The sequence below is a fragment of the Mycetocola manganoxydans genome, assembly GCF_003667545.1.
Classification (GTDB): domain Bacteria; phylum Actinomycetota; class Actinomycetes; order Actinomycetales; family Microbacteriaceae; genus Mycetocola_A; species Mycetocola_A manganoxydans.
Window position 1 is genome coordinate 51,553 of sequence record NZ_RCUV01000012.1, and the last position, 26,489, is coordinate 78,041.

At 66.8% G+C, this 26,489-nt stretch carries 25 protein-coding genes; 6 read left to right on the forward strand and 19 right to left on the reverse strand.

Annotated features, from left to right (window positions below; all coding sequences use genetic code 11):
• Positions 1–34: 34 nt before the first annotated feature.
• Positions 35–553, reverse strand: coding sequence for a dihydrofolate reductase (locus D9V29_RS11145; RefSeq protein WP_121673404.1), 519 nt, complete (start codon positions 551–553; stop codon positions 35–37).
• Complete coding sequence (locus D9V29_RS11150; RefSeq protein WP_121673405.1) at positions 550–1,359, reverse strand: thymidylate synthase; 810 nt, start codon at positions 1,357–1,359, stop codon at positions 550–552. The genes D9V29_RS11145 and D9V29_RS11150 overlap by 4 nt, the downstream gene beginning before the upstream one ends.
• 168 nt (positions 1,360–1,527) lie before the next feature.
• Here D9V29_RS11150 and D9V29_RS11155 point away from each other — a divergent pair, with 168 nt between their 5' ends.
• Together D9V29_RS11155 and D9V29_RS11160 are read left to right on the forward strand one after the other, a co-directional pair.
• Positions 1,528–1,953, forward strand: coding sequence for an OsmC family peroxiredoxin (locus D9V29_RS11155; RefSeq protein ID WP_121673406.1), 426 nt, complete (start codon positions 1,528–1,530; stop codon positions 1,951–1,953).
• A 28-nt stretch (positions 1,954–1,981) separates the two neighbouring features.
• Positions 1,982–2,875 (forward strand): TIGR01777 family oxidoreductase, encoded by an 894-nt coding sequence (locus D9V29_RS11160; RefSeq protein ID WP_229790537.1) that lies wholly within the window; start codon positions 1,982–1,984, stop codon positions 2,873–2,875.
• 573 nt (positions 2,876–3,448) lie between these two features.
• Here D9V29_RS11160 and D9V29_RS11165 read toward each other — a convergent pair.
• Positions 3,449–3,889 carry a tetratricopeptide repeat protein gene (locus tag D9V29_RS11165; RefSeq protein ID WP_121673408.1) on the reverse strand — a complete coding sequence of 147 codons (441 nt, stop codon included), beginning with the start codon at positions 3,887–3,889 and terminating at the stop codon, positions 3,449–3,451.
• Positions 3,886–4,626 (reverse strand): 4-hydroxy-tetrahydrodipicolinate reductase, encoded by a 741-nt coding sequence (gene dapB, locus D9V29_RS11170; RefSeq protein ID WP_121673409.1) that lies wholly within the window; start codon positions 4,624–4,626, stop codon positions 3,886–3,888. The genes D9V29_RS11165 and dapB overlap by 4 nt, the downstream gene beginning before the upstream one ends.
• 53 nt (positions 4,627–4,679) lie before the next feature.
• Here dapB and D9V29_RS11175 point away from each other — a divergent pair, with 53 nt between their 5' ends.
• Entirely contained in the window at positions 4,680–5,138 is a 459-nt protein-coding gene (locus D9V29_RS11175; protein WP_121673410.1) for a GNAT family N-acetyltransferase, read from the forward strand.
• A 25-nt stretch (positions 5,139–5,163) separates the two neighbouring features.
• On the opposite strand, the gene D9V29_RS11180 is transcribed toward D9V29_RS11175, so the two are convergent.
• The 8 genes from D9V29_RS11180 to D9V29_RS15145 form a co-directional block, all read right to left on the reverse strand.
• Positions 5,164–5,766 carry a histidine phosphatase family protein gene (locus D9V29_RS11180; RefSeq protein WP_121673411.1) on the reverse strand — a complete coding sequence of 201 codons (603 nt, stop codon included), beginning with the start codon at positions 5,764–5,766 and terminating at the stop codon, positions 5,164–5,166.
• On the reverse strand, positions 5,763–7,145 hold the full coding sequence (locus D9V29_RS11185) for a M16 family metallopeptidase (RefSeq protein ID WP_121673412.1): 1,383 nt from the start codon (positions 7,143–7,145) through the stop codon (positions 5,763–5,765). Before D9V29_RS11185 ends, D9V29_RS11180 begins: the two co-directional genes overlap by 4 nt.
• A gap of 62 nt (positions 7,146–7,207) precedes the next feature.
• Complete coding sequence (locus D9V29_RS11190; protein WP_373294837.1) at positions 7,208–8,284, reverse strand: aldo/keto reductase; 1,077 nt, start codon at positions 8,282–8,284, stop codon at positions 7,208–7,210.
• Between the two features lie 167 nt (positions 8,285–8,451).
• On the reverse strand, positions 8,452–9,267 hold the full coding sequence (locus tag D9V29_RS11195) for an HpcH/HpaI aldolase/citrate lyase family protein (protein WP_121673413.1): 816 nt from the start codon (positions 9,265–9,267) through the stop codon (positions 8,452–8,454).
• Positions 9,264–9,749 carry a MaoC family dehydratase gene (locus D9V29_RS11200; RefSeq protein ID WP_121673478.1) on the reverse strand — a complete coding sequence of 162 codons (486 nt, stop codon included), beginning with the start codon at positions 9,747–9,749 and terminating at the stop codon, positions 9,264–9,266. Before D9V29_RS11200 ends, D9V29_RS11195 begins: the two co-directional genes overlap by 4 nt.
• A 9-nt stretch (positions 9,750–9,758) precedes the next feature.
• Positions 9,759–10,925 (reverse strand): acyl-CoA dehydrogenase family protein, encoded by a 1,167-nt coding sequence (locus D9V29_RS11205; protein ID WP_121673414.1) that lies wholly within the window; start codon positions 10,923–10,925, stop codon positions 9,759–9,761.
• Entirely contained in the window at positions 10,922–12,970 is a 2,049-nt protein-coding gene (locus tag D9V29_RS11210; protein ID WP_229790538.1) for an acetyl/propionyl/methylcrotonyl-CoA carboxylase subunit alpha, read from the reverse strand. Before D9V29_RS11210 ends, D9V29_RS11205 begins: the two co-directional genes overlap by 4 nt.
• Before the next feature lie 4 nt (positions 12,971–12,974).
• A complete protein-coding gene (locus D9V29_RS15145; RefSeq protein WP_308428574.1) occupies positions 12,975–14,582 on the reverse strand; it encodes a carboxyl transferase domain-containing protein in 1,608 nt (535 codons plus the stop codon).
• Between the two features lie 161 nt (positions 14,583–14,743).
• Here D9V29_RS15145 and D9V29_RS11215 point away from each other — a divergent pair, with 161 nt between their 5' ends.
• Together D9V29_RS11215 and D9V29_RS11220 are read left to right on the forward strand one after the other, a co-directional pair.
• Positions 14,744–15,370, forward strand: a complete 627-nt coding sequence (locus D9V29_RS11215) for an SACE_7040 family transcriptional regulator (protein ID WP_121673416.1) — start codon at positions 14,744–14,746, stop codon at positions 15,368–15,370.
• Positions 15,371–15,618: 248 nt separating this feature from the next.
• Positions 15,619–15,840 carry a hypothetical protein gene (locus D9V29_RS11220; RefSeq protein WP_121673417.1) on the forward strand — a complete coding sequence of 74 codons (222 nt, stop codon included), beginning with the start codon at positions 15,619–15,621 and terminating at the stop codon, positions 15,838–15,840.
• 3 nt (positions 15,841–15,843) lie between these two features.
• Here D9V29_RS11220 and D9V29_RS11225 read toward each other — a convergent pair whose 3' ends face one another.
• From D9V29_RS11225 to pdhA, 5 genes are all read right to left on the reverse strand, one after another.
• Positions 15,844–17,451, reverse strand: a complete 1,608-nt coding sequence (locus D9V29_RS11225) for an ABC-F family ATP-binding cassette domain-containing protein (RefSeq protein ID WP_121673418.1) — start codon at positions 17,449–17,451, stop codon at positions 15,844–15,846.
• Positions 17,452–17,624: 173 nt separating this feature from the next.
• Complete coding sequence (locus D9V29_RS11230) at positions 17,625–19,007, reverse strand: MFS transporter (RefSeq protein WP_121673419.1); 1,383 nt, start codon at positions 19,005–19,007, stop codon at positions 17,625–17,627.
• 74 nt (positions 19,008–19,081) lie between these two features.
• Positions 19,082–20,554: a dihydrolipoamide acetyltransferase family protein gene (locus D9V29_RS11235; RefSeq protein WP_121673420.1), complete on the reverse strand. Its 1,473-nt coding sequence runs from the start codon at positions 20,552–20,554 to the stop codon at positions 19,082–19,084.
• Positions 20,551–21,558 (reverse strand): alpha-ketoacid dehydrogenase subunit beta, encoded by a 1,008-nt coding sequence (locus D9V29_RS11240; protein WP_121673421.1) that lies wholly within the window; start codon positions 21,556–21,558, stop codon positions 20,551–20,553. Before D9V29_RS11240 ends, D9V29_RS11235 begins: the two co-directional genes overlap by 4 nt.
• Complete coding sequence (gene pdhA / locus D9V29_RS11245; protein WP_373294838.1) at positions 21,555–22,718, reverse strand: pyruvate dehydrogenase (acetyl-transferring) E1 component subunit alpha; 1,164 nt, start codon at positions 22,716–22,718, stop codon at positions 21,555–21,557. Before pdhA ends, D9V29_RS11240 begins: the two co-directional genes overlap by 4 nt.
• 175 nt (positions 22,719–22,893) lie before the next feature.
• On the opposite strand from pdhA, the gene D9V29_RS11250 reads away from it, so the two are divergent.
• Entirely contained in the window at positions 22,894–23,364 is a 471-nt protein-coding gene (locus tag D9V29_RS11250) for an Lrp/AsnC family transcriptional regulator (protein WP_121673423.1), read from the forward strand.
• Positions 23,365–23,588: 224 nt separating this feature from the next.
• Here the strand turns inward: D9V29_RS11250 and D9V29_RS11255 are convergent, their stop codons facing one another.
• The gene (locus D9V29_RS11255) at positions 23,589–25,874 is read right to left on the reverse strand and encodes a polyribonucleotide nucleotidyltransferase (RefSeq protein ID WP_121673424.1); all 2,286 of its coding nucleotides are present in this window, start codon (positions 25,872–25,874) and stop codon (positions 23,589–23,591) included.
• Between the two features lie 359 nt (positions 25,875–26,233).
• Positions 26,234–26,428, reverse strand: a complete 195-nt coding sequence (locus tag D9V29_RS11260) for a hypothetical protein (RefSeq protein ID WP_121673425.1) — start codon at positions 26,426–26,428, stop codon at positions 26,234–26,236.
• Between the last annotated feature and the right edge of the window lie 61 nt (positions 26,429–26,489).

Here is a 26,489-nt window from a genome sequence, read left to right on the forward strand (position 1 = left end):
GGCCGCACCGCAATGACGTCTCGTGCGCGGCGGATCAGCGCGACTCGTAGCGGACGAAACGGTACTCGGTGCCGTTGGCGGCCGTGTGCCAGGCATCGACGGGGTCCTCCGCGGCGACGTGCCAGCGTTCCGTGATCGCTGGAGCGACAGCATCCCCATCGATGTCGGCGTTGATCGTCGTCACTTCAAGGCGGTCGGCGGTGTCGACGATCGCTGAGAACACTTCGGCTCCCCCGATCACCCAGACCATGCCGTCGGTGCCGGTGTCCGTCGCGGCGAGTTCGAGAGCGGATGCCAGCGAGTTGCGTACGTCTGCCCCTTCCGCCTCGAATTCCGGTTGGCGGGTGATCACGATGTTGCGGCGCCCCGGCAGTGGGCGGAAGCGTTCGGGGAGGGACTCCCAGGTTCTGCGGCCCATCACGACCGGGCTGCCGAGGGTGATCTCCTTGAAATGACCGAGGTCCTCCGGGAGATGCCAGGGAAGGACCCCGCCCTTGCCGATGGTTCCGTTTCGCGCCTCGGCCCAGATCAGCCCGACGCGTGGGAGGCTCATACCGCCACCGGAGCCTTGATCGCCGGGTGGTGCTGGTACCCCTCGACGACGAGGTCTTCGAAGGAGTACCCGAAGATGTCGTCCGGTTTCGCGGTGATCCGAAGTTTCGGCGCCGGGTACGGGTCACGCGTGAGCTGTTCGGTGACCTGCTCGACGTGGTTGTCGTAGATGTGGCAGTCACCGCCGGTCCAAACGAAATCTCCGACCTCGAGCCCGACCTGGTCGGCGACGAGGTGGGTGAGAAGTGCGTAGCTCGCGATGTTGAACGGAACGCCGAGGAAGAGGTCGGCGCTGCGCTGGTACAGCTGGCACGACAGTTTGCCGTCTGCCACGTAGAACTGGAACAGCGCGTGGCAGGGCGCGAGCGCCATGGTCGGGATGTCGGCGGGGTTCCACGCCGAGACGATGAGCCTGCGGGAGTCAGGGGTGGTGCGGATCGCTTCGATCACCTCGGAGATCTGGTCGATCGTGTCACCGCCGGGGGTGGGCCAGGAGCGCCACTGCACACCGTAGACCGGGCCGAGTTCGCCGTCGGCGTCTGCCCATTCGTCCCAGATGCTGACGCCGTTCTCTTTCAACCAGCCGACGTTGCTCTCGCCGCGCAGGAACCACAGCAATTCGTACGCGATGGACTTGAAGTGCACGCGCTTCGTCGTGATCAGCGGGAAGCCCTCGGCGAGATCGAACCGGAGCTGGCGCCCGAAGACGCTCCGTGTCCCTGTACCCGTTCGGTCACCCTTGCGGGTGCCGTTCTCGAGAGTGTCACGCAGGAGGTCCTCGTACGGGGTGGGGATCGTCTCAGCCATGGCTCCAAGCGTACCCCGGGGGCCTTTCCGCGCGAGCGGATGCCGTCGCATCCGTGTGCGGTGTGGCATCCGCTGGGGATGCTCCGCAAGCGGGTGACCTCGTGGGGGCTTCCCGTTAGGCTCGGCTGTGCGGCGAGACCGCCGCGCGAGCATTTCTTGGAGGACACCATGGCTGTAACCAGCGAAGCAACGACCGTATGGAATGGAACACTGTTCGAGGGCTCGGGCACCGTCTCGCTTGACTCGTCGACAGCCGCGAAACTGCCCGTGAACTGGAAGGCCCGCGCCGAAGGGTCAGACAGCGTCACGACTCCGGAAGAGCTGCTCGGGGCCGCGCACGCCGCGTGCTTCAGCATGCAGTTCTCGAACATGCTCACCGAAGCCGGAAACCCGCCGGAGAGCATCCAGGCGACGGCGGCTGTGACGTTCCAGCCGGGGACAGGCATCACCGGAAGCCACCTGCTCGTGAGCGCGAATGTGCCCGGCATCAGCGAAGAAGACTTCGACCGCATCGCCAACGAGGCCAAGGCGACCTGCCCGGTGTCGCAGGCGCTTGCCGGGATCACGATCACCATCGAGGCGAGCCTCGCCTGACGTCGGCGCGAAGAAGCGGGCGGATGCTGTGAAGCGCGTCGTTCTCGCCGGTGCGTCCGGCCTCATCGGAACAGCACTCACCGACGCGCTTCGCGCCCGCGGCGACGAGGTGGTGCGCCTGGTTCGCGCGAACCCCGGCCCGGGCGATGTGCTGTGGGACCCGGCCGAGCGCCGGCTCGATGCCGGTGTCGTCGACGGGGCGACCGCTGTCGTGAACCTGTCGGGGGCATCCATTGGGCGTCTACCGTGGACCTCCGGCTACAAGCGGGAGATCCTGTCGTCGCGGATCGATGCGACGAGCACGCTCGTCACCGCCATCACCGCCGCCCGGGTTGCGCCTGAGGTCTTCGTGAGTGCGTCAGCGTCCGGGTTCTACGGTTCTCGCCCGCGGGAGGAGCTCACCGAGGAGAGTCCGCGCGGCACCGGGTTCCTGAGCGATGTGACCGCCGAGTGGGAACGCACGGCGCTGCGGGCGGCGGATGTGACCCGGGTGGTCCTCGCGCGGAGCGGTATCGTCGTCGCGACCGACGGCGTGCTCAAACCGCTCCTGGTGCTGACGCGCGCCGGGATCTCCGGGCCCCTCGCCGGCGGGAAGCAGTTGTGGCCGTGGGTGAGCCTCGACGATGAGATCGGTGGGCTGTTGCACGTGCTCGACGGCACCGTGTCCGGTCCGGTGAACCTCGTCGGCCCGACCCCCGGGTCGGCGAACGACCTGATGCGGCACCTCGCCGCGCGCATGAAACGACCGTTCTTCCTGCCGGTGCCCGGCTTTGCCGTGACGGCGGTTCTCGGGGACGCCGCCCGCGACCTGCTGCTCGTGGACCAGCATCCGCACCCGAAGCGGCTCCTCGACGACGGGTATGTCTTCAGGCACACGACGGTCGAGCAGGCCGTGGACGCGGCGCTTCGCCGGCGTCGTTGACGCGTCGAGTCACCGCAAACTGCTGCTCGCTGGCTTCGAATCGCCACACTTCGCGCTACGAAGGCACGTGAAGCGACATTTCGTGGCGATTCGGCGGATGCCACACGCTCACCATCGCGCACAACCCATCGATCGGTCCCAACGGGCGATGCACGCCGACCACGATCGACCCTTTGGGGCCGATCGATCGCGGGAACGACCCCTTGGGACCGATCGATCGCGGGAACAACCGTTTGGGACCGATCGAACACATGAGCATCCGCTGACGACAGATCAACCGAAACTGACCTCGACGCCAACGCTCGAGTGACCACAAACTGCTGCACCGCGCCCACGAAACGCCACGATCTGCGCTACGAAGGCACGTGAAGTGACATTTCGTGGCGATTCGGCGGATGCCACACGCTCACCATCGCGCAGCACCCATCGATCGGGCCCAAAGGGCGATGCACGCCGACCACGAACGACCCCTTGGGACCGATCGATCGCGGGAACGACCCCTTGGGACCGATCGATCGCGGGAACAACCGTTTGGGACCGATCGACGGATGCCGCCGCCGCTGCGAGAACCCGTCAGCGCGCCGAGCTGTACTTGATCGCCTCACGGATCGCGTGCCGCGCACGCTTGCGGTCGCCAGCACCGTCATACACGATGCCGAGGCGGTACCAGGCGCGCCAGTCCTCCGGGAATTCCTCGACGGCCGCCCGGTATTCGGGGAAGATCGCGTCGACGGCATCCCGCTCCGGCCGACCGCTGGGCCGCACCGGCAGCTCGTTGGCGGGAAGGGCATTTTCCGCCTCGAGGATACGTCCGAGGCGCTCGGCGCGGACGCCGAACATCAGCTCACGCGCGAGAGCCCAGACGCCGATGACCGGAAGCACGAGCAGGGCGACGCCGATGACGATCGCGACCGGCTGCCCCGTCGCGAGGAACTTGAAAGCGCGGTCGCCGACGACCACGAGGTACAGAACAAGGAGTGCGGCCATGACGCCGACCCCGATACGGGTGGTCATGCGCGGGTGATCCCCAGATCCATGAGATTCTCGAGCCCGACGGTGAGTCCAGTCGCGGTGCGGGCTGCCTCGAGGGCGAGCAGGATGCCCTTCTCGTACGAACTGCCGTCCACCGTGTTGTGGGTGATCGTCAGCGTTTCCCCGGTTCCACCGAACGTGACCTCCTGGCGGGCGACGACGCCGGCAAGGCGGAGGCTGTGGATCGGGATGCTCGACACCTGCTGTCCGCGGGCGCGCTGGTCGACGTGTGGCGCTTCGACCGGTCCGAGCCCGGCGCGTGCCTGGCCGATCAGCTCAGCGGTGCGCACGGCCGTACCGCTCGGCGAGTCGACCTTCGCTGCTCGGTGCGCTTCAACGATCTCGATCGAGTCGAAGAAACGGCCGGCGATGGTGGCGAGCGTGGTGCCGAGAACCGAACCGAGCGAGAAGTTGGGGATGATGATGGCGCCGTTGTCGGCATCCGCGAGGCGGGTCCGCAGCGCGGAGAGCCTCTCCTGTGACCAGCCGGAGGTGCCGACGAGAACGTTCGCGCCGGAGTTGAGTGCGTGCTCGACGACGTGAGGTGAGACGGCTGGGGCCGTGACGTCGACGACGATGTCCGCACCGTCCATCTCGGTGAGGGCACTCGACGAACCGAGTCGAGCGGTGACCTCGAACCCGGGTGCCTCGTCGATCAGACGCGTGAACAACCGCCCCATCGTGCCGTTCGCACCAACCACTGCCACGCTCGTAACCATGGTTCCAATCTACAGCGCGCCCCGTTGCCGCCCGGCCGGTTTAGGCTGAACGAATGCCCGAGTTCACGACCGCTCCCGTCACCGATACCACCGCCCACGAATTGCTGTCCGAGTACTTCTCCAGCCGTGAACTCACGTTCGTCGGCGGGACCTACGCCGTCACGTTCCCCTCCCCCGAACAGTTCGACCCTCCCGCCGGCGTCTTCGTGATCGTGCGCGACGGCGGACGCGCTGTCGGTTGCGGCGGCATCCGTCGTCTCGCCCCTCATCAGTACGAGGTCAAGCACCTGTTCCTTCGGCCGGAAACGCGCGGCAAGGGCTGGGGCAAGGATCTCCTCGCCGACCTCGAACGGCGCGCGGCGGAGTTCGGCGCGACCGAAGTCGTGCTCGACACCAACGCGACCCTGACCGCAGCAGGCGGCCTCTACCGGTCGATGGGCTACGAGAGCGTCGAACCGTACAACGACAACCCCAACGCGAACGCCTGGTACCGCAAGACCCTGACGGCCTGAACCGCATCGAACGGATGCCGCGGCGTCAGATCAGCGGAGCGTCCGGCAATCCTGTGCGCAGTTCCATCGGCAGGTGCGCCAGATCGTTGTGAGCGAGAAGCGTCCACGGCCGTCCCGGCTTCCGCTGGATGATCGTGATCCCGCAGTGCGCCTGGTCGAGCGTCATCCAGCGCCACTCCGGCGCTCCGAGTACCTCGCGCGCGAACCACGCGATGACGAAGTTGTGGGTGATCAGCAGGTCGTGCCGGTCACCCTTCCGGGGTGCGAGGAACTCGGCGACGGCATCCGCCATCTGTGCCGTTCCCGCCTCGATCTCAGCCTCGGTCACCGAGCCGAAGAACGGCAGGTACGCCGACGGCATCTCATCGGTGCTGCCGGTCGGCACACAGTCCATGAGGAGCGCTGTCGGCTCCGAGACGATCGACGGCATCCGCTCACCGATGATCCGCGCCGTCTCCGATGCCCTCTGCAGCGGAGAGTGGTGCGCTGCTGTGAGGGGCAACCCTCCAATGCGTTCGGCGAGCAGTTGCGCCTGCCTGCGACCGCGGGGAGACAGCGGGCCGTCGCCGAGTCCGTGTTCGGCGTCCTGCTGTTCGCCATGGCGCACGAGGTAAATGGTCTGGGTCACGACGTACTCCTGTTGTCCTCACCGAATCCGGCGAACACGTCATCATCGACGGCGCCAACGGCAGCGAGGGAAAGTGGGCGGGCGACGAGATCGGCGGCCAGCGCCTGCACGTCATCTGTGGTGACGAGAGCGAGCCTGCGCAGGCTCTCGTCGAGGTCGAGGAATTCACCGAGGGTGATTTCGGCCCGGCCGAGCCGCGACATCCGGGTGTCCGAGTCCTCGAGCGCGAGAGCGGATGCCCCGGAGAGCGCCCCGTTCGCCCGCGCGAGTTCATCGTCGGTGATGCCGTCGGTTGCGAGGCGCCGGAGTTCGTCGAGCATGAGGTCGGCCACCTCGCGGGCCCTGGCCGGCGAACACGCGCCGTAGAGACCGAAGACGCCCGCGTCGGAGTACGACGCCGAGAACGAATAGACCGAGTACGCGAGGCCACGCTTTTCGCGGATTTCCTGGAACAGGCGCGACGACATCCCGCCGCCGAGGATGGAGCTGAGCACACCCATGGTGAGACGGCGATCATCTGCTGCCGCAAGCCCGGGGAACCCGATGAGCAGGTGAACCTGCTCGATCGGACGGGTTTCGACCGAGAGCACGGCACCTCGTGTCACCGGTGAGTCGCCCTGGTGCCGGCGCTCGACCGGGCGGGCAGTCGCCGACAGGTCCCATCCGGCGGCGGTCAGTGCGGTCGTCACTCCGGCGACCAGCGCGTCGTGGTCGACGGCGCCGGCTGCTGTGATGACGAGATCCTGGGGGCGGTAGTTCTCACGGTAGTGAGCGAGCACTGCATCCCTGGTGACCTGGCGGATGGCATCCGGGGTTCCGCCGATCGGGCGGCCGAGTGCGTGGTCGCCGAGGACGGCTTCGAAGAGTCTCTGGCTGACCACGTCACCCGGGTCGTCCTCCGCCATCGCGAGTTCCTCGAGGATGACTCCGCGTTCGTTCTCGAATTCATCGGCGTCGAGGAGGCTGCTGGTGAGCATGTCCGCGATGACCTCGACCGCCATGCCAAGGTCGTGGTCCCGGACTTTCGCGTAGTAGCAGGTGTGCTCTTTGGCGGTCAGGGCGTTGTGCTCTCCGCCGACGGAATCGAAGGCGATCGCGATGTCGAATGCGGTGCGCGTCGGAGTTCCCTTGAAGAGGAGGTGCTCGAGGAAGTGAGTGGATCCGTAGCCGGATTCGGAGGCACCGGGCGTTTCACCGCCCCGCTCGTCGCGTGAGCCCACGGCGACCCAGTAGCCCAGGGTCGCGCTGCGGCTGCCCGGCACGTGTTCGCTCAGGATTCGTACACCGCTGGGCAGGACTGTCCGGCGCACGAGGGCGTCTCCGGATGCAGCAAAGGACAGCTCGGCAACATCGAGCGGGAATTCAACGGCGCCGTTCATCGTGTTCCAGCCTACGGCAGCGGGCGCGTCCTGTCTCACGCCCATCCGGGGGCACGACCCGGTCAGGCGCGGGCGGCGCGTTCGAGTTCGACGACCTGCGCTCGCGTGAGGCGGATCGCGGTCGCGCCGACGAGGGCGTCGACCTGCTCCGGCCGTGACGCACTCGCGACGGGTGCGACCACACCCGCTTTGGCGAGGAGCCAGGCGAGGGCGATCGATGCGACAGGCGCGTTGTGCTCAGCGGCCACGGCGTCGAGCGCGTTCAGGACGCGCAGTCCATTGCGGTTGAGGTGCCTGGCAACCCTGGCGGCCCGTGTGGATCCGTCGAGGTCGGCCCGCGAGCGGTATTTGCCGGTGAGGAACCCGTTTTCGAGCCCGAAGTATGGCATGACGCCAAGACCCTGCCCGCGACTGACGAGCCCGAGGTCTCCCTCGAACGGCTGGCGGTGCAACAGGCTGTAGTGCGTCTCGAGCGCTTCGATCCGCGGGTAGCCGGCCGCACTGAGGATCCGTGCTTCGACGAGCCTCTCAGCCGAGAAGTTGGATGCGCCGAGGTACCGCACCTTGCCGGACTCGATGAGCCACTGGGCGGTGCCCAGGGTGTCCTCGAGCGGAACCGAGCGGTCGTCGAGGTGAAAGTACAGCAGGTCGATGTGGTCGGTCTGCAACCGCTCGAGGCTCGCCTCGACCGCGCGCACCATGGCGACGGGGCCGAGCCCCGGGTTGTCCGGGTGATTCCCGATCTTGGTGGCAAGCACGATGTCGTCGCGGTTGCGCCTGCGCGACATCCACTGACCGATGATGTGCTCGCTCCGGCCGGCGGAGTAGCTGTCGGCGGTGTCGATGAAGTTGCCGCCGAAGTCGTAATACCGGTTGAGAATCGCGGCGCTCGCGTCGACTTGGGCTGTCCAGCCGAAAACGCTCGAGCCGAGCGCGAGCGGGAAGACGCTCAGGTCGGTGTCACCCAGAGTGCGCCGGATGGCGGCACCGAGGCCGGCACCATCGCCCATCACGGGGATCGGAGATGAGGGGTGCATCTCAGGAGCACCGGCGTGCCTGCCGCGAGCCGGTTCGGAGCCGGTCGGTCGCATGTCGGCGGGCCCGGCGTCAGGAGCGTCGGACGCGAATAGTCGCGGCATCATCCTGCTCACTGATTTCACCCTCTTTGCCCGTCATTTTGCGGGATGCAAGAGACTCAGCGCCCCCGCACCTGAGGCCAGAATATGCCAGTCCTCCGACACCGGCCGACCGCAGCGGTGTCGCCACGACAAATACTTGGTAACGATTTGGTATCGGCGTCGAGGAGCTACTCGGAGCCGCTTCTCCGGAGGATGTTTCGAGCGTGGCGAAGCACCGGTTCGTCCACCATGACACCGTCCAGCTGGAACACTCCCCGGTGGGTTTCCGCCGCCTCCAGGACGGCTCTGGCAGCAGCAAGCTGGGCGGGTTCCGGGGCGTAGCCGGCCCGGATCGTGGCGACCTGGCCGGGGTGGATGCAGGCCGTTGCGGAGAATCCGGACGCCGCGGCATCCTGAACTTCCTCCAAGAGTCCGCTCAGGTCCCCGATGTCGAGATACACCGAATCGATGGCTGCCCGGCCGGACGCCCCCGCGGCGAGAAGCACAGTCGACCGGGCGTGGAGGGCGAGCGAACGATAGCGACCGTCACCGTTCCGGCTGGCGGTGCCGCCGAGCGACGCGACGAGATCCTCTGCACCCCACATCAGGGCCACGGTCGACGAATGCTCGGCGATGTCCTGCGCAGCCAGAACCCCGCGGGCGGTCTCGCACAACGCGACGACGCGATAACCGGGACCCACCCGATCGATGTCGGCAGCGGACTCTGTCTTGGCGAGCATGACGAGCCGGTAGTCGGTCGCTGCGACAGCCTCGAGATCTGCATCGAAGTCGGCGCTGCCGGCCGGGTTCAGGCGGATGATGGTGGCTTCGGGGTCGAGCGGATGCTTCGCGAGGGCCAGCCGCGCATCCGGTCTGCGTTCCGGCGAGACGGCGTCTTCGAGATCGAGGATGACGGCATCCGCCCGCGCGGCCGCCTTCTCGAACCGGTCCGGCCGGTCAGCGGGGCAGAACAACAGCGAGGGACCGAGCTCGAACCCGTTCATCCGGCGCCCTCGAGGCAGAGGACGAGAGTGTTTCGCACGGCGGTGACGACGACGTCGCCGTGCTGGTTACGCCCGGTGTGCTCGAGGGTGACGATGCCCTGGCCCGGCCGGGATGCCGAGAGACGCCTGCCCAGCACGACCGTCTCGGAGTAGAGGGTGTCGCCGTGGTACAGCGGCGCGGGAAACCGCACCGAGTCGAACCCCAGGTTGGCGACGATGGTGCCCTGGGTGAGCTGTGCCACCGATGCACCGACGACCGTGGAGAGGGTGAACATCGAGTTCACCAGGCGCTGCCCGAACGGCTGCTCCTCGCTCCACGCGGCGTCGAGGTGCAGCGACTGCGTGTTCATCGTCATCGTCGTGAAGAACACGTTGTCGGCCTCGGTCACCGTTCGCCCCGGTCGGTGCAGGTACCTGGCGTCGAGGTCGAACTCCTCGAAGTACAGTCCGCGCTGTTCGATCGTGCGCCGTTGCTCAGTCATCGCCACAGCCTAGGCCTCGAAACCCAGTTCCCTCGCGATGATCATGAGCTGCACCTCGCTCGTTCCCTCACCGATTTCGAGGATCTTCGAGTCGCGGTAGTGGCGGGCAACCGGATTCTCGTTGAGGTACCCGTACCCGCCCCAGATCTGCGTGGCATCCCTGGCGTTGTCCATCGCTGCTTCGCTGCTGATCAGCTTCGCGATCGACGCCTCCTTCTTGAATGGCTTCCCCGCGAGCAGGAGGGATGCCGCGTGGTAGTACGCCATCCGCGCAGACAGGGCACGGGCCTCCATCCGCGCGATCTTGAACGCGATGTGTTGGTTGGAACCGATGTTGCGGCCGAACACGTTCCGGGTGGCCGCGTACCGCACCGCTTCGTCGACGCAACCCTGGGCGGCGCCCGTACAGAGGGCGGCGAATGCGATGCGGCCCTCATCGAGGACCTCAAGGAAGTTGGCGTAGCCGCGGCCACGCCTGCCGAGAAGATTCACCTCGGGAACGCGGACGTTCCGGAGCGTGAGCGGGTGGGTGTCCGAGGTGTGCCAGCCGACCTTGTCGTAGGCGGGCTCGACGGTGAATCCCTCCGCCGGAGTCGGGACGAGAATCGTCGACAGCTCTTTCTTGATCGTGCCGTCCGGCCGCTCGCTCTCACCGGTCACCGCGGTGATCGTGACGAGGCGGGTGATCGGCGTACCCGAGTTGGTGATGAACTGCTTCGTGCCGTTGATCACCCATTCCCCGCCATCAAGCGTCGCCGAGGTCTTCGTCGCCGAAGCGTCCGAGCCGGCTTCGGCCTCGGTCAGCCCGAACCCGGCGAGCGCCTCGCCCTTGGCAAGCATCGGCAGGAATTGCTCGCGTTGCGCGTCGGTACCGAACCGGAACACCGGCATCGCACCCAGTCCGACCCCCGCTTCGAGCGTGACCGCGATCGACTGGTCGACGCGGGCGAGCTGCTCGACCGCGAGGCAGAGGGTGAAGTAGTCCTCGCCCTGCCCGCCGTACTCCTCCGGGAACGGAAGCCCGAACAGGCCCATGTCGCCCATCTGGGCGATGATCTCCATCGGAAGGCGGCGTTCGGTGTCATACGAGTAGGCGGCGGGGGCGACGACGGTCGTGGCGAAGTCGTACACCTCGTCGACGATTCTCTGCTGGGCTTCGTTGAGTTCGGTGTTCATTCGGTGTCTCCTTCGACAGTCGAGGGCGAAGCGGGCGGGCTGAGGGTGGCGACGACCTGGTCGAGTTTGACGAGGTCTCCGGGTGCGACGTGAACGGTGACGGTACCCGCCACCGATGCCGTGAGTTTGTGCTCCATCTTCATCGCCTCGACGACGACGAGAGCAGCCCCCGCTTCGACGCTGTCGCCCGTGGTCGCCTCGACGCTGATCACCGTTCCCGGCATCGGCGAGCGCACGTCGGGGCTCTCCGGTTTACCGGCCCGTTCGATCGACGCGAGGCGGGTGGCGAGCACCTGCTCACGCGTGAGCACACGCAACTCCGCACTGAAACCGGAGTCGTGGACCCAGACGGAGGATCCCGCGGAGAGGAGGCGGAGCATCCGGGATTCGTCGCCCCACACCACCGAGTAGTCGTCGCCGTTCACCCGGCGGAGGGCGGCGGCGGTCGCCGGTCCGGTTCCGACGGTGACGGATGCTCCGCGCGCGTCGCCGAGGACGCGCACGGCCTCGGGTTCGCTGCCCTCGGTTCCACCGACGAAGAGGTAGGAGGTCGGGCGGTGGTCGCCGAGTCGCCACCCGCTGGGGCGGCTCCACGGGGACCCGGTCGACCGCTTCTCGCGCTCGGCGTGCAGGAGAAGCGCCGCAGCCGCCAGGTGTTCGTCTTCCGGGCGGCGGAACGTGAGCCCGAAAAGGCGCCGGTCGATGAGCGAGGTTTCGAGGCGTCCTGCCAGGACATCCTCGTCGGCGAGGAGCAGGCGCAGGTACTCGATGTTGGTGCGAACGCCGAGGATGGTGGTGTCTGCCAGCGCCCGGTCGAGCCGCACGAGCGCTTCGGCTCGATCGGTACCGTGCGCGATGACCTTCGCCAGCATCGGGTCGTAGTCGCTGCCGATGACGAGCCCTGAATGAAGAGAACTGTCGACGCGCACGCCGGCACCGGTCGCCTCGCGCAGGGCAAGGATGGTGCCCGTCGCCGGAAGGAACCCGCGCTCAGGGTCTTCCGCGTAGACGCGCGCTTCGATCGCATGCCCGGTCAGGCTGACATCGGACTGGGCCAGTCGCAGCTGCTCCCCCGCGGCGATGCGAATCTGCTCCGCGACGAGGTCGAGCCCGGTCACCTCCTCGGTCACCGGGTGTTCCACCTGGAGCCGCGTGTTCATCTCCATGAAGAAGAACTCGTCCGGTCGCTCGGCGGAGACCAGGAACTCGACCGTTCCTGCGCCGACGTAGCCGACGCTCTCGGCCACGCGGCAGGCGGCCTCACCGATCCTCGCCCTGGTCTCGTCGTCGAGGAGCGGGGACGGCGCCTCTTCGATCACTTTCTGGTGCCGGCGCTGCAGCGAGCATTCGCGCTCCCCCAGGTGGATGACGCCGCCGTGCGTGTCTGCGAGCAGTTGCACCTCGATGTGGCGCGGGCTCGGGACGAGTCGCTCGAGGAAGAGGGTGTCGTCGCCGAACGCCGCCGCTGCCACCCGGCGAGCGGTGATGAGCGCTTCCTCCAGTTCGGACGGATCCGAGACGGAGTGCATTCCCTTGCCCCCACCACCCGCGGACGGTTTGATGAGCAGCGGGTAGCCCACCTCCTCAGCGGCCTCGGTGAGTTCGGCGTTACTCAGCCCCGGTCGTGAGTCCCCGGGGATCACGGGCACCCCGCTCGCGGCGACGTGGTTCTTGGAGCGGATCTTGTCGCCCATCACCTCGAGCGCGTCGACGCCAGGTCCGATGAACACGATGCCCGCGTCGGCACACGCCCGGGCGAAGGCGGCGTTCTCCGACAGGAAACCGTAGCCGGGGTGGATCGCGTCTGCACCACTCGCTGTCGCGGCGCGGATCACCGCATCGATGTCGAGGTAGCTCTGTGCGGCAGACGCCGGCCCGATGCGCTCGGCGGCGTCGGCATCCGTCACGTGTTTCGCGTCGCGGTCGGCGTCGCTGTACACCGCGACCGAGCGGATGCCGAGCGTGCGGAGAGTGCGGATGATGCGGCACGCGATCTCGCCACGGTTGGCGATGAGGACGGTGCCGAACGGGGTCTTGGTATTCACGATGTCACATCCGGAACAGGCCGAAGCCTGGCTCGGGCAGCGGGGCGTTGGCACAGACGTCGAGGGCGAGGCCGAGTATCGTGCGGGTGTCGGCGGGGTCGATGATGCCGTCGTCCCAGAGCCGAGCCGTCGAGTAGTAGGGGCTGCCCTGCTGCTCGAACTGTTCGCGGACGGGCGCTTTGAACGCTTCCTCGTCGTCGGCGGTCCACTCGGTTCCGGCGCGCTCGTGTGCATCGCGTTTCACCGTGGCGAGGACTCCCGCGGCTTGAGCGCCACCCATGACGGAGACGCGGCTCGCCGGCCACATCCACAAAAAGCGCGGCGAGTAGGCGCGGCCGCACATCGAATAGTTGCCTGCTCCGAACGATCCGCCGATCACGACGGTCAGTTTCGGCACCCGAGTTGTCGCCACGGCGGTGACCATCTTCGCGCCGTGCTTGGCGATCCCGCCCGCTTCATAGTCACGGCCGACCATGAAGCCGGAGATGTTCTGGAGGAAGATCAGCGGAATGCCGCGCTGGTCGCACAGTTCGATGAAGTGGGCACCCTTTTGCGCCGATTCGGAGAAGAGCACACCGTTGTTCGCGATGATGCCGACGGAGTGTCCGTGCAAGCGCGCAAATCCGGTGACCAGGGTGGTCCCGTACTCCTTCTTGAACTCGGAGAACTCGCTCCCATCGACGAGCCGCGCGATCACCTCGCGCACGTCATATGACCCCTGCACGTCGACGGGGACGATCCCATAGAGCTCAGCGGCGGGCACCTCGGGCTCCCGGCTGTCGATCACGGACCAGTCCGGGGCGGATGCCGGTGGCAGAGTCGCGACGATGTCCCTCACGATCGCGAGGGCATGGGCGTCGTCCTCTGCGAGGTGGTCGACCACTCCTGACACGCTCGCGTGCAGTTCACCACCGCCGAGCTCCTCGGCCGTGACGATCTCTCCGATCGCCGCTTTCACGAGCGGAGGTCCGCCGAGGAAGATCGTGCCCTGGTTGCGCACGATCACCGTCTCGTCGCTCATCGCGGGCACATAGGCGCCTCCTGCAGTGCACGACCCGAGCACCGCGGCGATCTGCGGGATGCGCCGCGCCGACATCTGCGCCTGGTTGTAGAAGATCCGGCCGAAGTGATCGCGATCCGGGAACACCTCGTCCTGCATCGGCAAGAACGCACCCCCGGAGTCGACGAGGCAGATGCACGGAAGCCGGTTCTCGAGGGCGATCTCCTGCGCGCGCAAGTGCTTCTTCACGGTCAGGGGGTAGTAGGTGCCGCCCTTGACCGTGGCATCGTTGCAGATCACCATCACGTGCCGACCGTGGACGAGGCCGATCCCGGCAATCACCCCTGCTCCCGGACTTTCGTCATCGTAGAGTCCGGATGCCGCGAGCGGCGCGACCTCGAGGAACGGGCTGCCCTCGTCGAGGAGCTCGTCGATGCGGTCGCGCGGCAGCAGTTTGCCGCGGTCCACGTGACGGGAACGGGCTTTCTCCGGGCCGCCTTTCGCCGAAGCAGCGAGCCGCGCCCTCAGGGCATCGACGAGAGCACGTTGCTCATCGGCGTTCCGGCGAAACGATTCGCTCGACGATGACATCGACGAGATCAGTGTCTGCATTGACAGTCCCTTGTGCGCGACAACGCCGGAACCGTTCGGTTAGGCGTCACTAACTGGTATTGAGGTTAGTGCGAGCTAACTGAAATGTCCAGACGATGGTGTTCCGATTGGGGTTAGTATCGGTTAACTCAAATGTTCAGCTTCGCTTTCGGGAGTACGCCATGGTCGACGACACCCAACTGGTTCGCGGGCCCGACGTCTCTGACTCGGGCTCGATTCGCGTCGGTCGCAGCGAGGCCAAAGCCCAGCGGCGCGAGGCCCTGCTGAATGCAGCGGCCAGCCAGTTCGCCGAGCGCGGGTTCAACGGGGTATCGATCGAAGACCTCGGTTCAGCGGTCGGGATGAGCGGGCCCGCCGTCTATCGTCACTTCGAGAGCAAGCAGGCACTTCTTGCCGCGATCCTCATCGACGTCAGCCGCGAGTTGCTGCACGGCGGCACGACTGTCGTCGAGAGAGCGCCGGATGGCGAGCTCGCCCTCCGCGCCCTCGTCGAGTTCCATGTGCGGTTCGCCCTCAGCAACCCCGATGTTATCCGCGTGCAGGACCGCGACTTCGACAGCCTGTCGGAGGAAGACCGCCACACGGTCCGTTCGCTTCAGCGACGGTACGTCGAGTTGTGGGTCGACATCCTGCAGCGGATGCAGCCGGACACCAAGGTCGCCGTACTGCGGATCCGCGCCCACGCAACCTTCGGTCTGATGAACTCGACACCGTACAGCGGGCAGCAACTCCCCCGCGATGAGCTGCGAGAAGTACTCGAGCGGATGGCGTTCGCCGCACTCAGCTGAGCCGGCCAGCATCCGTTCCTCGCCCGCCCGCGGAGTCGCGTTTTCACCCGCCCCGGACCGATCCACCCGGCGTGCCGAGTGTTCTGGACCGCAGTGGGTGAAAACGCGGCTGGCGTGCCGCCTCGACGCGACCCCGGACCGCCAACGAAGGCGTCGCATCCGCCCACCCCTGCGCGCCCGCGGACGACACGTTTTCACCCGGCCCGGACCGATTCACCCGGCGTGCCGAGTGTTCTGGACCGCAATGGGTGAACATCGCGCTCGGGATCCTTGGCGGGCTGGCGATCGCAACCATCCTTCTCGTCCTGTTCGCGGACCTGATCGTCCGGAATCTGGGCACCATCCTCGCGTGGCTCCTCATCGTCGGGGTGGCGGTGGGGATGGCCGGCCTGGTGCTCCTGTTGCGTGACGAGCAAAGAGTTCGCCGCGCCCAGCGCGACCCCGACAGCGACCCCGACCCCGACCGCTGACGGTCACGTCGCATCCGCTTCGGTGAGGTTGCCGTCGACATCGAGTTCCCACACCGCGTCGAGACCGAGACGCTCGAGGAACGCATCGTCGTGGCTCACGACAAGAAGGGCTCCCCGGTAGCTGCGGAGCGCATCGACGAGCTGATCGATGCTGTCGAGGTCGAGGTTGTTGGTCGGTTCGTCCAGCACGAGAAGTTGCGCGGGCGGGTCGGCCAGCAGGAGCCGCGCGAGCGAGACGCGGAATCGCTCCCCGCCGGACAGTGTCGCGACCGGACGATGGACGCTGTCGCCCCGAAGCAGGAACCGGGCGAGCCGGTTGCGCAGCTCGCCTGGAGGAACGCCAGGCGCCGCACGCTCGACGTTCTCGAGCATGCTCGCCTGCTCGTCCAGCCCGTCGAGCCGTTGTGGGAGGTACCCGACCCGGTCGGTTCCCAGGTGTGTTCGTACCGGCCCGGCCCCTGGCATCCGTTGCGAGACGAGATCCTCGAGCAGTGTCGTCTTGCCGATCCCGTTGGGACCGACGAGCGCGATGCGCTCCGGACCCTGCAGGATCACCGTGGTGTTGGCAGCGCGCAATTCAGCGATGCGCCTGCCGGCCGACACGCTGGGGTCGGGAAGGTCGACGTGGATGCTCTTCGCGTCCCGCAGGCGAGCTTCGGCAGCGTCCAGAGTGGCCTGCGCAGTCTGAACGTCGGCATCGAGTCCGGCGCGGAGCTTCGCCGCTGACACCTGAGCTTCGGACCGGCGGCTGTTCATGATGATCTTCGGCGCACGCTTGTTCTCGTACGCTTTCTGCCCCATCCGCGTCCGGGTCGCAAGCTTTGCCTCGGCTTCGATCCGTTGCCGCTTCTCGACTCTCACCGCCTGCTCCGCTGTGCGCGCCGCCTGGGCGGCAGCGGACTGTTCGATGTCAAGGTGCTCACGCCATGCGCTGTAGCCGCCGCCGAACACGGACAGGCGGTGACCGTAGAGCTCGGCCGTGTCATCCATTCGATCGAGGAGTGCGACGTCGTGGCTGACGACGATCAACGCGCCCGGCCACGAGGTGAGGAGGGAACCGAGTCGCGCCCTCGCCCTCCGGTCGAGGTTGTTGGTGGGTTCGTCGAGCAGAGTGATCGGCGTGCGCCGCAGCCGGAGCCCCGCCGTCGCCACGAGCATCGCCTCTCCGCCCGAGATCCGGTCGAGCCTCCGCTCGAGCGCGTCAGCCGGGAGACCAACCTGCTCGAGCGCCGCGTGCGACCGGGACTCGATGTCCCAGTCGTCAGCCAGCACATCGAACTGCCGGTCGGAGACATCGCCGGACTCGATGGCCCGCATGGCGTAGAGCTTGTCGGCGACGCCGAGGAGTTCGGCGACGGTCGACTCCACCCGGAGCGTCAACGACTGGGGAAGGTAGCCGACCTCACCTGAGGTCGTGATCGAACCGGATGTCGGGGTCAACTCTCTTGCGATAAGGCGCAGGAGAGTCGACTTGCCTGATCCGTTGGCGCCGATGAGACCGGTGCGGCCGGTACCGAAAGAACCGGTGATTCCGGCGAGGGCGATTTCGCCGTCCGGCCAGGCGAAAGAAAGATCCGTCAGCGTGACGGACGTCATCGTGCGTAAAGGCATACAACTCCTAAGTGTTCAGCGGAAGCGCTGAAGACCGGAGCCGGGAAAAGGCGAAGAGAAAGGTCGTCAGCGCGCGGGGACTGGCGCGGAACCTTCGAACTTCACTGGTGTGCCTTACGTCGGGGACAGGACGCTCCAGTATTGCAAACGGCCGTCGTCGTCGCAAATGACGCTCACTCGGGGCGGGGCCCAGGCTCCGGAAGGGGAGCCTGGTCCTCGCCGACCTCCTCCGACGCGACCGGCGGAGCATCCGGATCCGCGTCGAGCGGATGCTGGATCTCGTCGCGCGGCAATCGGAACAGCAGGATCGTCGCGACCGCGAGAACCACGGGAACCGCACCGGCGACGAAGAACGCGGGAGTCAGCCCGATCGCCTCACCCACCGGACCGGCGAGCGCCATCGACACCGGCATGAGGGTGAGCGACACGAAGAAGTCGAGGCTCGACACCCGGCCGAGAAGCGACGGAGGCACCCGGCGCTGGAGAAGGGTGCCCCAGATCACGGTCGCTGCCGAGAACGTGAATCCGACGATGAACAGGGCGATAACCATGAGCCACAGCTGCGAAGTGATTCCGATAACGACGAGCGGGAGACACCCGGCACCCCAGAGCAGGTTCATGATGGTGAGGTAACGCCTCGGCAGCTTCATCGACGCGACGACGAGCGAACCGATGGCGCCGCCGATTCCGAACGCGGCGAGCGCGAGCGCGAATGCCGCAGGGCCTCCCCCGGTCTGGTCGCGAACCGCGAACGGGAGCAGGACCTCGATCGGGCCCATGATGACGAGGATCAGCAGGCAGGCGTACAGCAACGTTCCGAGCAGCCAGGGCGTTCTCCACATGTAGATGAAGCCCTCGCGCAGGTCCGTTCCGAGGGCAACGAGCGGATGCTGTGGCTCGCCGATCTCGCGCCTCACCGGTGTCGTACGGATGAGGACCAGGCCCGTGACCGCGAGAGCCTGGGCCCCAGCGACGAGCGCGAATGCCAGCCCGGGGTTCAGGGCGGCGATCGCCGCGCTGGCGAGGGCGGGACCTGCGGCCTGCATGATCGTGGGACGCAGCATCCCCTCGACGCCGTTCGCGGCGAGCAGTTCCCCGGCGGGCAGGATCGCCGGGAGCAGAGCTGAGTAGGCGGGATAGAAGAATCCGTCTGCGAGCCCGAGGACACAGGTGACGGCGACGAGATGCCACAGTTCGAGCAGCCCGGAGAGCGCGAGGGACGCGGTCGCCGTGATGAACACCGTCTTGACCGCCTCGACGGTGAGCAGGATGTTGCGCTGCGGGACCCGGTCGGCGAGCACGCCGCCGAACAGCACTGCGACGAGCATCCCGATGGCGTTGCCCGTTGCGACGAGCGACAGCTCGGCCGGTCCTCCCCCGAGCGCGATCACCTGCCACACCACGGCGACGATCCACATGCCCGCGCCGAGGAGAGACAGTGTCAGGGCGCCGGCCAGCAGGCGGTACTGCCCCAGGCGGAACGGGCTCAGTGCGTGTGGGAGCCGGATTCTCTGTGGGGGATATTGGGTTGTCGCATCCGAATCGATCTCCGGCATTTTTCGATGATATTCCTGCGTGCCCCTCGCGTCAGCGGGTTCTCTACGCCAATTCCCGACGAATTCCTGCCACGTCACACCATCGTGAGGACCATCCCTGGGTCACGGAGAATCGTTCCGATGTCGACGAGGAATCGGGATCCCTGCTCGCCGTCGACGAGCCGGTGGTCGAACGACAGGCTCAGCGTCATCACCTCGCGCAGCGCGATGTCGCCGCGGTGCTCCCACGGCATCCGCCGGACAGCGCCCATCGCGAGAATCACCGCTTCGCCGGGGTTGAGAATCGGGGTCCCCGCGTCGACACCGAACACTCCCACGTTGGTGATGGTGAGAGTTCCGCCGGTGAGGTCCCTCGGACTCGTCGAGCCGGAACGGGCCGAGCCCACGAGGTCGGCGATCGCACCGGACAGGTCGGCAAGGCTGAGCGCGTCTGCACGTTTGATGTTCGGCACGATCAGGCCACGCCCGGTCGCCGCCGCGATCCCCAGGTTCACCGAGCCGAACTGCACGATCTCCTGGGCCTCTTCGTCCCACTGGGAGTTCACCTCGGGCGTCCGCTTCGCCGCAAGGAGAAGCGCCTTCGCAACGAGGGTGAGAATGGTGATCCGCTTGCCGGCATACTCTGGGCTCGCCGCGAGCGAACGTACGAGGTCCATCCCCGCTGTCACGTCGACCGTGAGGAACTCGGTGACGTGCGGCGCGGTGAACGCCGACGCTGCCACCGCGGTCGCCGTCGCCTTACGCACGCCGCGAATCGGAATCCGGACGTCTCGCCCGGCATCCCCGGCGGCCTCGGCACTCTCGGCGGACGGCCCGGTCCCTGCGCCGGCGTCCAGAACGGATGCCTCCTGCCGGGCGTCGGCCTCACGCCGCACATCGTCGCGGGTGATGAGTCCCTCGTCGCCGGTGCCGGTCACGGCCCGGAGATCCACACCGAGGTCGTGCGCGAGCTTGCGGACCGGCGGCGTTGACCGCGGGCGCTCCGGCGCGTGTGCAGACGAAAGCTCGCCGACCTGCTCCGGCTGCGGCGCCCCGGACGCGGGCGCGTCTTCACCGGGTTCGGCGGATTCGGCGGGTTCGGCGGGTTCCTCGGGCTCGGCGGCCCACGAGCGTGCCCGCCGGGTGGGGCGGGCACCGCCTTCGACCCGCGGCCCGTACCCGACGAGGACCGACTGCCGTTCGGGCACAGCCGGGGCGAGTTGACCATCGAGCTGGGCAGGAACACCGTCTGCAGCCGCATCAGCCGCGGATTCGGATGCCGGCGTGGCTTGCGGCGCACTCGCGGCCGACGCGGGCGCGGCATCCCCGCCGATGTCGAATTCGACGATCGGTTCACCGACCTGCACTGTCGACCCCTCGTCGGCGAAGAGTTTTGACACGACGCCGGCGAACGGCGACGGAAGTTCGACAAGCGCCTTGGCCGTCTCCACTTCGGCGATGACCTGGTTGAGCGTCACCGTGTCGCCGACGGCAACCTTCCATTCAACGATCTCGGACTCGGTCAGCCCCTCACCCAGATCAGGGAGGGCGAACTGTTTCGTGCTCATGCGCTCGCCTTCCATCCCGTGAGGGAGTTACGCCTGCCCATGACCCGGTCGACGGCGTCGAGCAACCGGTCGAGGTCGGGCAGGAACGCGTCCTCCAGCGCAGCAGGCGGGTACGGGGTGTCGAAGCCGGTGACTCGAGCGGGGGCGGCTTCGAGCCAGAAGAAGCAGCGCTCCGTGATCGCCGCGGCGAGTTCGGCACCGATCCCGCCCGACTGTGCTGCTTCGTGGGTGATGACGAGACGGCCGGTCTTGCGTACCGAGGCTTCGATCGGCGCGAAGTCGATCGGTGAGAGTGAGCGGAGGTCGATGACCTCGATCGAGGTGCCGTCCTCTGCCGCCGCGGCCGCGGCATCCAGAGCGGTGGGGACGAGGGGTCCGTACGCGACGAGCGTCACATCCGATCCCTCGGTGAGCACGCGGGCATTGCCCATCGGGAGTCCGTCCGCGTCGTCGGAGACCTCACCCTTGAGCCAGTACCTGCGCTTCGGCTCGAAGAACAGCACGGGGTCGTCACACGCGATGGCCTCGCGGATCATCGAGTGGGCGTCCTGCGGGTTGGAGCACGAGATGACCCGGAGTCCTGCCGTGTGTGCGAAGTACGCTTCGGGCGATTCGGAGTGGTGCTCGACCGCCCCGATTCCCCCGCCGAACGGTACGCGGATGGTGATCGGCATTTTCACCGCACCGCGGGTGCGGTAGTGCAGCTTGGCGACCTGGGCGACGATCTGGTCGAAGCCGGGATAGATGAACCCGTCGAACTGGATCTCGCAGACGGGTCGGTACCCGCGGTAAGCCAGCCCGACCGCGGTGCCGATGATGCCGGCCTCGGCGAGGGGCGTGTCGATCACCCGTCGTGGCCCGAACTCCTCCTGCAGTTTGTCCGTCACCCGGAACACGCCGCCGAGCTTGCCGATGTCTTCTCCGAGGAGCACGACTTTGTCGTCGTCGGCGAGGGCCCGGCGCAGGCCAGAGTTGAGGGCAGCGCCGAGGGTCATCTCCGTCATGACTGCGCTCCGTCGAGCGAGGCGAGATACGCCGCGTACTGGCTCTTCTGCCGTTCCAGTCCCGAGTGCGGGCCGCTGTAGACCTGATCGAACACGGTGAGTGGGTCCGGATGCCGTTCGAGGGCGACGCATGCTGCCCTCATCTCGTACGCGACGGCATCCGCTTTCTGCTGGACCCGGGTGGCAACGTCCTCGGTGAGCACCCCGCGGCCCTCGAGCAGCCGGCCGAGCCGTGTGATCGGGTCTTTCGCGGCCCATTCGTCGAGTTCGCCCGTCGGCCGGTAACGCTTGGGGTCGTCCGAGGTGGTGTGCGGGCCCATCCGGTAGGTGACGGCCTCGATGAAGGTGGGGCCGCCGCCCCGGCGGGCACGGTCCAGGGCGATGCGTGTCGCGGCGAGAACGGCGAGCACGTCGTTGCCGTCGACCCGCATGCTCGGGATGCCGAACCCGGGCGCCCGGTCGGAGATGTGGCGCTGTGCCTGCAGTCCGACCGGCTCTGAGATGGCCCACTGATTGTTCTGGCAGAAGAAGATCACGGGCGCCTGGAAGCTGGCGGCGAACACCATCGCCTCGTTGACGTCGCCCTGGCTGGTGGCGCCGTCGCCGAAGTAGGCGACGGCGACAGAGTCGACGCCGTCGTGCTTGCAGCCGAGGGCGTAGCCGGTGGCGTGCAGTGTTTGTGCGCCGATGATCACGGCGGGTGTGGCCATACCGATGGAATACGGGTCCCAGCCGGAGGCCGTTGTGCCCCGCCAGAACGAGAGGAGGTCACCGAAGCGGGCCCCTCGCGTGTAGGCGACACCGTGCTCGCGATAGCTGGAGAAGACGAAGTCGTCCGAGCGGAGTGCACGACCCGAACCGATCTGGGCGGCTTCCTGCCCGAGCAGCGGGGCCCAGAGCGCGAGTTCGCCCTGTCGCTGGAGCGCGGTCGCTTCGGTGTCGATGCGACGGACGACGATCATGTCTTCGTAGAGGCCGAGCAGGTCCTCGTCGGTGACGTCGGCGACCCACGGGTCGAAGCCGGGGCTCGCTGTGCGGGCACCATCCGGGCAGATCAGCTGGACGATGTCTTCGAGTTGCCCGGGGTGGAGGTCCTCAGGGGAACCGCCTGCCGGGGAAGAGGTTCTGGTGTGTTCATGGGTTGTGGACACGTCTGACACGCAACTTTCTCTCGTGCTCTGCGGGCGTCTGGATCGCAGCTGCCCACAGCATCCGGCGCCGTTGCCGAAAGTACCCTCGACGGTACGCCGGTTACCCATTGCGCACAACCATCCCGACGGGGGTTGCACATTCTGCTCTATCCAGCGCGGTTGCACCCTGCTAAGGTCGGGCACTATGCACAAGCTGGATCGCACCGACACGCGACTGCTCCTCGCGCTGACAGAGGACCCGCGGTCGACGATCGTCGCACTCGCCGAGAAGCTCGGTCTGTCGCGGAACACGGTGCAGGCGCGCATGAGTGCGCTCGATGCATCCAATGTTCTCCACCCGTTCGATCGCAGGATCAACCCGGTCGCCCTCGGCTACCCTCTGACAGCGTTCATCTCGGTGCACCTGCAGCAGCAACAGCTCGGCACGATCGTCGAGAAGCTCAGCGACATTCCGGAGATCGTTCAGGCCCACGGCCTCAGCGGCACGAGCGACCTGCTCGTGCGGGTGGTGTGCACCGACGCCGACGACCTGTTTCGCATCACCGGGCTCATCCTCGAGTGCGAGGGTGTCGAGCGCGCGGAAACTTCGCTTGCGATGGGGGAACTCATTCCCTTCCGGGCCAAGCCGCTTCTCGAGCGCGAACAAAACGCGTGACGTTCCGGCGCTGATCGTTTTCCGCCGTCGATCGGTCCGAAAGGGTCACTCCCGTCGAGCGTCAATGACCCTATGGGCCCGATCGAATTCCTGAGCGACCCTTTGGGCCCGGTCGATCGCGCGCCGTCGATCAGGACCCGCCGCACCACGTTAACGACGGATGCCCCGCCTCGATTTCTCGAGGCGGGGCATCCGTATGCAGCTGACTCAGCCAGCAGAAGGGTTTAGCCTTCGGCGGGAGCGTCCGTGTGAACGCGCTGGGTGGTGGTGACGTCCGCAGCGGGAGCGTCCTCAGCCGACTCAGCGATCACGGGCTCGAGTGAGAGCTTGCCACGGTCGTCGATCTTGGTGATCTGGACGAGGATCTTCTGGCCTACGCCGAGCACGTCTTCGACGTTCTCGACACGCTTGCCACCGGCGAGCTTGCGCACCTCGGAGATGTGCAGCAGGCCATCCTTGCCCGGGAGCAGCGAGATGAAGGCGCCGAAGGTGGCGATCTTCACGACGGTTCCGAGGAACTGCTCGCCGACCTCAGGGTTGGTCGGGTTGGCGATCGCGTTGACCTGGGCGCGTGCGGCCTCAGCCGACGGTCCGTCGACAGCGCCGATGTACACGGTGCCGTCTTCTTCGATCGAGATGTCCGCGCCGGTCTCGTCCTGGATGGAGTTGATCGTCTTGCCCTTGGGGCCGATCAGCTCACCGATCTTGTCGACGGGGATGTTGACGCTGATCACGCGAGGCGCGGTCGGTGCCATTTCGTCCGGGGCGTCGATCGCAGCGTTCAGGACGGAGAGGATCGTTGCACGAGCCTCCTTGGCCTGGGTCAGCGCGGCCTTCAGCACCGAGGCTGGGAGCCCCGAGAGCTTGGTGTCGAGCTGGATCGCCGTGACGAACTCGCTCGTACCGGCGACCTTGAAGTCCATGTCGCCGAGTGCGTCTTCAGCACCGAGGATGTCGGTGAGAGCGGCGTAGCGGGTCTGGCCGTCGACCTCGTCGGAGACGAGGCCCATCGCGATGCCGGCGACCGGGGCGCGCAGCGGCACGCCCGCGTTGAGCAGGGACAGGGTCGAAGCGCAAACGGAACCCATCGACGTCGAACCGTTGGATCCGAGAGCCTCGGACACCTGGCGGATCGCGTACGGGAACTCCTCGCGGCTCGGCAGAACCGGGACGAGGGCGCGCTCGGCGAGGAAGCCGTGCCCGATCTCGCGACGCTTCGGCGAACCGACGCGACCGGTCTCACCGGTGGAGTACGGCGGGAAGTTGTAGTGGTGCAGGTAGCGCTTCTTCGTGATCGGGCTCAGCGAGTCGATCTGCTGCTCCATCTTGAGCATGTTGAGCGTGGTGACACCCAGGATCTGGGTCTCTCCACGCTGGAAGATAGCCGAACCGTGGACGCGGGGAATGACCTGCACCTCGGCGTCGAGCGGACGGATGTCAGCGAGGCCACGGCCGTCCATACGGACGCCCTCGGTGAGGATGCGGTCGCGCACGATCTTCTTCGTGACGGACTTGTACGCAGCAGAGACCTGGTTGTTGGTCTCAGCGGGCAGCTCGCCGGCTTCGACCTTGGCAGCGATGGCAGCCTTGACGCGGTCCTTGAGCTCGTCGTCGGCGTTCTGACGCTCGGTCTTGTCGGCGATCTGGTAGATCGAGGCGAGCTCGGTCTTGGCCAGGTCGGAGACAGCGGCGAGGGTCTCGTCCGTGTACGGGAGGAAGACCGGGTACTCGCGGACCTCCTTGGCCGACTGGGCAGCGAGCTCGGACTGAGCCTTGACCAGCTGGAGGAGGAACGGCTTCGCGGCGTCGAGGCCCTCGGCGACGATGTCCTCGTTCGGCTTGACGGCGCCGGCCTGGATGAGACCCCATGCGCCTTCGGTTGCTTCTGCTTCGACCATCATGATGGCGATGTCTTCGTTGCCGTTCTCATCGGTGATGAGGCGGCCGGCGACGGTGAGGTCGAAGACGGCGTCAGCGAGCTGCGACGCCTTCGGGAACGCGACCCACTGGCCGTTGATGAGCGCGAGGCGGATGCCGGCGATCGGTCCCGAGAACGGAAGTCCCGAGATCTGGGTCGACATGGATGCCGCGTTGATCGCGAGGGCGTCGTAGAACTCGTCCGGAGCGATGCTCAGGACGGTGATCACGATCTGGACCTCGTTGCGCAGGCCGGTCACGAATGACGGGCGCAGCGGGCGGTCGATCAGACGGCAGACGAGGATTGCCTCGGTCGACGGACGGCCTTCACGACGGAAGAACGAACCGGGGATCTTGCCTGCAGCGTAGCTGCGCTCTTCGACGTCCACCGTGAGGGGGAAGAAGTCGAACTGGTCTTTGGGGTGCTTACCGGCGCTCGTGGCCGAGAGAAGCATGGTCTCTTCGTCGAGGTACGCAGCAATGGCACCCTGTGCCTGCTGGGCGAGACGCCCTGCTTCGAACCGGACCGTGCGCTTACCGAACTTGCCGTTGTCGAGGACTGCCTCGGCGAACTTGATTTCTGGACCTTCCATAGGTCTCTCCTTACGTCTAGCGCCGCCCCGTGTGGGCGCACGCTCTGCATAGGAGCAGGAACAGGCAGTAATTACTCAGACCTTTTGGTCTGGCTGATCTCCAGTAGAAAATCGCCCTCGGGCCTTCCGTGGCGCTGGTGCACCGAAGGGAGGATCGCCGGGGTCCCGACGAGAGAGAAATTCACCACCGAGGACCAGCTTCCTGCCGGCCTGCTCCGTGAATGTGCCCGATATTGCTATCGGGCCCACTAAAGACTAGCAGAGAGGCGGTTTTTCACCCCCTTTGCGTGACATTTTCGCGTGTCCATCGGGTGAACGGATGCCGCATGGCGCCTCGCCGACTCACCGCGAAGTCACTCTCAATCTCGCGCGCGAACCCTCGCCCACCAGGCCCAGCCCACGCCGATCAACACGAGGGCCACGACAGCGATGAGCAGGAACTTGATCGCCACCGCGAGGAACGACAGCGCGATGTTGACGATCCAGGATGCCACGACGATGGCGAGGATCAGGACGATGATGCCGATGACGAGGTTCTTGGTCGAAGTCTTCATGCCACCAGTTGAGCACACCAGGCGGCTACTCGTCGGCGGGACTAGGATGCCGCCCGCCGCC

Bases quoted from the DNA above. Each gene is read 5' to 3' on its own strand.
- D9V29_RS11215 (WP_121673416.1), top strand. From the start codon at position 14,744: ATGGTCGACGACACCCAACTGGTTCGCGGGCCCGACGTCTCTGACTCG.
- D9V29_RS11150 (WP_121673405.1), bottom strand. From the start codon at position 1,359: ATGGCTGAGACGATCCCCACCCCGTACGAGGACCTCCTGCGTGACACT.
- D9V29_RS11145 (WP_121673404.1), bottom strand. From the start codon at position 553: ATGAGCCTCCCACGCGTCGGGCTGATCTGGGCCGAGGCGCGAAACGGA.
- dapB (WP_121673409.1), bottom strand. From the start codon at position 4,626: ATGGTTACGAGCGTGGCAGTGGTTGGTGCGAACGGCACGATGGGGCGG.
- D9V29_RS11205 (WP_121673414.1), bottom strand. From the start codon at position 10,925: ATGAACACCGAACTCAACGAAGCCCAGCAGAGAATCGTCGACGAGGTG.
- D9V29_RS11230 (WP_121673419.1), bottom strand. From the start codon at position 19,007: ATGCCGGAGATCGATTCGGATGCGACAACCCAATATCCCCCACAGAGA.
- D9V29_RS11250 (WP_121673423.1), top strand. From the start codon at position 22,894: ATGCACAAGCTGGATCGCACCGACACGCGACTGCTCCTCGCGCTGACA.
- D9V29_RS11240 (WP_121673421.1), bottom strand. From the start codon at position 21,558: ATGACGGAGATGACCCTCGGCGCTGCCCTCAACTCTGGCCTGCGCCGG.
- D9V29_RS11165 (WP_121673408.1), bottom strand. From the start codon at position 3,889: ATGACCACCCGTATCGGGGTCGGCGTCATGGCCGCACTCCTTGTTCTG.
- D9V29_RS11260 (WP_121673425.1), bottom strand. From the start codon at position 26,428: ATGAAGACTTCGACCAAGAACCTCGTCATCGGCATCATCGTCCTGATC.
- D9V29_RS11175 (WP_121673410.1), top strand. From the start codon at position 4,680: ATGCCCGAGTTCACGACCGCTCCCGTCACCGATACCACCGCCCACGAA.
- D9V29_RS11255 (WP_121673424.1), bottom strand. From the start codon at position 25,874: ATGGAAGGTCCAGAAATCAAGTTCGCCGAGGCAGTCCTCGACAACGGC.
- D9V29_RS11185 (WP_121673412.1), bottom strand. From the start codon at position 7,145: ATGAACGGCGCCGTTGAATTCCCGCTCGATGTTGCCGAGCTGTCCTTT.
- D9V29_RS11235 (WP_121673420.1), bottom strand. From the start codon at position 20,554: ATGAGCACGAAACAGTTCGCCCTCCCTGATCTGGGTGAGGGGCTGACC.
- D9V29_RS11195 (WP_121673413.1), bottom strand. From the start codon at position 9,267: ATGAACGGGTTCGAGCTCGGTCCCTCGCTGTTGTTCTGCCCCGCTGAC.
- D9V29_RS11225 (WP_121673418.1), bottom strand. From the start codon at position 17,451: ATGCCTTTACGCACGATGACGTCCGTCACGCTGACGGATCTTTCTTTC.
- D9V29_RS11190 (WP_373294837.1), bottom strand. From the start codon at position 8,284: ATGCCGCGACTATTCGCGTCCGACGCTCCTGACGCCGGGCCCGCCGAC.
- D9V29_RS15145 (WP_308428574.1), bottom strand. From the start codon at position 14,582: ATGCAGACACTGATCTCGTCGATGTCATCGTCGAGCGAATCGTTTCGC.
- D9V29_RS11200 (WP_121673478.1), bottom strand. From the start codon at position 9,749: ATGACTGAGCAACGGCGCACGATCGAACAGCGCGGACTGTACTTCGAG.
- D9V29_RS11155 (WP_121673406.1), top strand. From the start codon at position 1,528: ATGGCTGTAACCAGCGAAGCAACGACCGTATGGAATGGAACACTGTTC.